Genomic DNA, 4,291 nt, shown 5'->3' with positions numbered 1-4,291 from the left:
CATCGACACCCTCTCCGGAGGGCAGCAGCGTCGCGTGCTCATCGCCAGGGCGCTCGTGCGCGAGCCGGAGCTCCTGGTGCTCGACGAGCCCGTCGCGGGTGTCGACCTGCCGAGCCAGCGCGTGTTCGCCGACGCCCTGACCCGGCTCATCGACCGCGGCACCACCGTGGTCGTCGTGCTGCACGAGCTCGGCGCGATCGCACCGCTCATCCAGCGGACCGTCGTCCTGCGGCACGGTGCGGTGGCGCACGACGGCGCCCCGCCGGCCCCGTCCCCCGACCACGCGGCGGCCGACCACGTCCACCTGCACCCGCACGACGGTGACGAGGGCCCCGTGGCGGCGGCCGAGCCCGGGCTCGCCCCCAGCATCCAGTGGCGCCGATGAACGTCGTCGACGAGCTGGTGGGCATGCTCACCGACCCGCTCATGCAGCGCGCGCTGGTCGCGGCGCTGCTGGTGGGCCTGGCGGCACCGGTCATCGGCACCTACCTCGTGCAGCGCAAGCTGTCCCTGCTGGGCGACGGGATCGGTCACGTGGCGCTCACGGGGGTGGCCCTCGGCTGGCTCATCGGCAGCATCCTGGGCCTCGCGCCCGACGACGTGCTCGCCATCCCGGGTGCGGTCGTGGCAGCGGTGGTCGGCGCCCTGGCGATCGAGCTCGTCCGCGAGCGCGGCCGCACCAGCGGCGACGTCGCCCTGGCACTGCTCTTCTACGGCGGGATCGCCGGCGGCGTGCTCATCATCTCTCAGGCAGGCGGCACCAGCGCCAACCTCGTGGGGTACCTCTTCGGCTCCATCTCGACCGTGACGACCGGCGACCTGTGGCTGACCGTGGTGCTCGCCGTGCTCGTGCTCGCGGTCGGGGTGGGCCTGCGCACCGCGCTCTTCGCGGTGAGCCACGACGAGGAGTTCGCCCGGGCGAGCGGGCTGCCGGTACGCGCGCTCAACCTGTCCATCGCGGTCATCGCTGCCCTCACGGTCACCGTCGCGATGCAGGTGGTCGGGCTGCTGCTGGTCAGTGCGCTGATGATCGTCCCGGTCGCCGTGGCCCAGCTCGTGACGTCGTCGTTCCACCGCACCATGGCGACGGCGATGGGGATCGGCGTCCTGGTCTGCGTCGCCGGGCTCTCGATCACCTACTGGCAGGACATCCCGCCGGGCTCCACCATCGTGGTCCTGGCGATCGGGGTGTACGCCGTGGTGGCGATGGTGCGTACCCTGCTCGGGCGGGATCGACGGCGGCGGGGTCAGGTCGACCCGCACCCCGACGTCGCCGACGACGTCGAGATCGACGACGACCCGCGCACCACCGACCAGCTCACCACGGGAGCGCACTGATGGCCCGGATGACCCGGCAGCGCTCGGCCGTGGCCGACGTCCTGGAGGACCTCGAGGAGTTCCGCAGCGCGCAGCAGCTGCACGAGCTGCTGCGCGAGCGCGGTCAGGGCATCGGGCTCGCCACGGTCTACCGCACGTTGCAGACGCTCGCCGAGCAGGGTGAGGTCGACGTGCTGCGCACCACCGACGGCGAGGCGGTCTACCGCCGCTGCGCGCGCCGCGAGCACCACCACCACCTCGTGTGCCGGACGTGCGGGCACACGGTCGAGATCGACGGGCCCGGGGTCGAGTCCTGGGCCGCACAGGTGGGCGCGTCCCACGGGTTCGACGACGTCGAGCACACCGTCGAGCTGTCCGGCCGGTGCGCGGCGTGCCGTGCGGCCGGCGTCGACCTCCCGCTCACCGGGGCGGTCTGAGTGCCCGGCTTCGTCCAGGACGGCCCGTTCGCCCTGGTCTACGGGTTCCTCCTCGTGGTGGTCTTCCTGCGTGCCCAGGCGACGTACTGGGTGGGCCGGGCCGTCGCGGCTGGCACGCTCCGCAGCCGCTGGGCCGAGCATGTCGACGGCCCGCGGACGCGCCGTGCGATCGCGTCCATCGACCGCTGGGGCCTGCCGATCATCCCGTTGTCGTTCCTCACCGTCGGCTTCCAGACCGCGGTCAACGCCGGGGCCGGCCTCATCCGGATGCGCTGGGTGCGCTACACCCTGGCCATGATCCCGGGCTGCCTCGTCTGGGCAGCGGTCTACGCGCTGGGCGGGCTGGCGGCGTTCCAGGCGGCGGGGTCGCTCGCCGCGCGGTCCCCGTGGGCCCTGGCCGGGGTCGTCGTGGCCCTCCTGCTCGGTGCGGCCGCCCTGGTGCTGCGCGCGCGACGCCGGCGCCACGAGCGCGAGTCCGTCGACGCGCTGGCCCTGGACGACGACCCCGTCGAGCACGTGAGCCCGGCCGACCACGGGGCCTGAACCCCTCGGGGCCGCACCCCGGCCGTCGCCGCCGACGGCCCGCGAGACCGTGCGCTGCACCTCAGGTCGCGGCGTCGACCGCCCCGCCGTAGCGCCGGTCGCGGCGCGCGTAGGTCTCCACGGCACGCCACAGGTGCCGACGGTCGACGTCGGGCCAGTACTCGTCGAGGAACACGAGCTCGGCGTACGCCGCCTGCCAGATCATGAAGTTGCTGGTCCGCTGCTCGCCCGAGGTCCGAAGGAACAGGTCGACGTCGGGCAGGTCCGGCTCGTCGAGGAACCGCGCGACGGTCCGCTCGTCGACGCGCTCCGGGTCGAGGCGCCCGGCTGCGACCTCGCGGGCGATCTGCCGCGCGGCATCCGCCACCTCGGCGCGGCCGCCGTAGTTGACGCACATCGTCAGCGTGCACACGTCGTTCCCGCGCGTGAGCTCCTCGGCCGTCTCGAGCTCGGTGATGACCGAGCGCCACAGCCGTGGGCGCCGTCCGGCCCACCGGACGCGCACCCCCCACGCGTGCATCGTGTCGCGCTGGCGACGCAGCACGTCGCGGTTGAACCCCATGAGGAAGCGCACCTCCTCGGGCGAGCGCTTCCAGTTCTCCGTCGAGAAGGCGTAGGCCGAGACGTGCGTGACGCCCACCTCGATCGCACCGGCGACGACGTCGAGCAGCGCGGCCTCTCCCGCGGCGTGCCCGGCGGTGCGCGGCAGCCCGCGCTCGTTGGCCCAGCGGCCGTTGCCGTCCATGACGATCGCCACGTGCCGGGGCACCAGCTCGCGCGGCACCGCCGGTGGGCGCTCGCCCGAGGGGTGCGCCGGCGGCGGGACGACGACGTGCTCGGGGTGCTCGCCCCGTCGCCGCTGGCCGGCCCTCATCCGCGCTCCACCATGCGCATCGAGCGCAGGGTGCGCTCGAGGTGGAACTGCAGGAAGGCCGCCACGAGCCCGTTGGCCTCGCGCCGGTGGCGCTCTGTGCTCGCGTCCGCCTGGTCCCACGCCCCGCTGAGCAGGGCCGCGAGCAGCACGAAGGTCTCCGGCGCCGGGGACGCCGCCCCGGGCGGGCGGCACGCGGCGCACACCGCGCCGCCGGAACCGACCGCGAACGCGCGGTGCGGGCCGGGCGCCCCGCAGCGCGCGCAGTCGGTGAACGACGGCGCCCACCCCGCGATCGCGAGCGCCCGCAGCAGGTAGGCGTCGAGCACCAGCCCGGGGGCGTGCGCCCGCTCGGCGAGCGACCGGACGGCGCCGACGAGCAGCGTGTACTGCTGCACCGCTGGCTCCTGCTCCTGCTCGACCAGGCGCTCCGCCGTCTCGAGCATCGCCGTCCCGGTGGTGTAGAGCGCGTAGTCGGCGCAGATCTGACGACCGTAGGGTCCGAGCGTCTCGACCTGGGTGACGATGTCCAGGCTGCGGCCGGTGTAGAGCTGCGCGTCGACGACCATGAAGGGCTCGAGCCTCGAGCCGAACTTCGACGACGTGCGGCGCACGCCCTTGGCGACGGCCCGGACCTTGCCGTGCTGGCGCGTGAGCAGGGTGACGATCCGGTCGGCCTCGCCCAGCTTCTGGGCGCGCAGCACGATCGCCTCGTCCCGGTACAGGCTCACCGGACCATTGTCCCCCGTCGCGCACGGCCGCGCGTCCCGCCGCGCCCGCGTCACCTCCCGCGAAAGCGCGTGACGCCGTCGCCGCATGCGGCGTAGCGTCGCCCTGTCGGGCCCGGACGGGTCCGCGCCGCACCGCCCGAGGGGAGGACGCCATGACCGTCGTCGTCGCGCCGTCCATCTCCCCCCGCCCGCCGCGCCCCTGACGCCACGGGCCCCCCGAAGGGCTCCTCCGTTGCCGCACCCGCTGCCCCACCCCGTCCACCCCGACCCCCCGCTCGTCACCCCGGGATCCGCCGCGCCCACCGCCGCCGCCGGCACCTCGACCGCACCCGGCGCCACGCACGCGGTGGGTCTCGCCCGCCTCGGCTGGGACGAGGGCTGGTCCGCGGCCC

6 protein-coding genes are annotated in these 4,291 nt (G+C 74.8%); 4 read left to right on the top strand and 2 right to left on the bottom strand.

Features of this window, described 5'->3' with window-relative positions:
* From PKY62_RS12295 to PKY62_RS12280, 4 genes are all read left to right on the top strand, one after another.
* A partial coding sequence (locus tag PKY62_RS12295; RefSeq protein WP_324537379.1) for an ATP-binding cassette domain-containing protein occupies positions 1–385 on the top strand: 385 nt, incomplete at its 5' end.
* Complete coding sequence (locus tag PKY62_RS12290; RefSeq protein ID WP_324537377.1) at positions 382–1,338, top strand: metal ABC transporter permease; 957 nt, start codon at positions 382–384, stop codon at positions 1,336–1,338. The genes PKY62_RS12295 and PKY62_RS12290, both read left to right, overlap by 4 nt.
* Positions 1,338–1,754 (top strand): Fur family transcriptional regulator, encoded by a 417-nt coding sequence (locus PKY62_RS12285; protein WP_324537375.1) that lies wholly within the window; start codon positions 1,338–1,340, stop codon positions 1,752–1,754. The genes PKY62_RS12290 and PKY62_RS12285 overlap by 1 nt, the downstream gene beginning before the upstream one ends.
* Positions 1,755–2,297 carry a DedA family protein gene (locus tag PKY62_RS12280; RefSeq protein WP_324537373.1) on the top strand — a complete coding sequence of 181 codons (543 nt, stop codon included), beginning with the start codon at positions 1,755–1,757 and terminating at the stop codon, positions 2,295–2,297.
* A gap of 61 nt (positions 2,298–2,358) precedes the next feature.
* Here PKY62_RS12280 and PKY62_RS12275 read toward each other — a convergent pair whose 3' ends face one another.
* Both PKY62_RS12275 and recO read right to left on the bottom strand, forming a co-directional pair.
* On the bottom strand, positions 2,359–3,171 hold the full coding sequence (locus tag PKY62_RS12275) for an isoprenyl transferase (RefSeq protein ID WP_324537371.1): 813 nt from the start codon (positions 3,169–3,171) through the stop codon (positions 2,359–2,361).
* On the bottom strand, positions 3,168–3,899 hold the full coding sequence (recO, locus tag PKY62_RS12270; RefSeq protein WP_324537368.1) for a DNA repair protein RecO: 732 nt from the start codon (positions 3,897–3,899) through the stop codon (positions 3,168–3,170). The genes PKY62_RS12275 and recO overlap by 4 nt, the downstream gene beginning before the upstream one ends.
* Between the last annotated feature and the right edge of the window lie 392 nt (positions 3,900–4,291).

Origin of the sequence: Actinotalea sp., from assembly GCF_035443605.1 — a bacterium.
Classification (GTDB): Bacteria; Actinomycetota; Actinomycetes; order Actinomycetales; family Cellulomonadaceae; genus Actinotalea.
The sequence above is the reverse complement of the archived record's forward strand: the minus strand, read 5'-3'. Positions and strand labels throughout refer to the sequence as shown.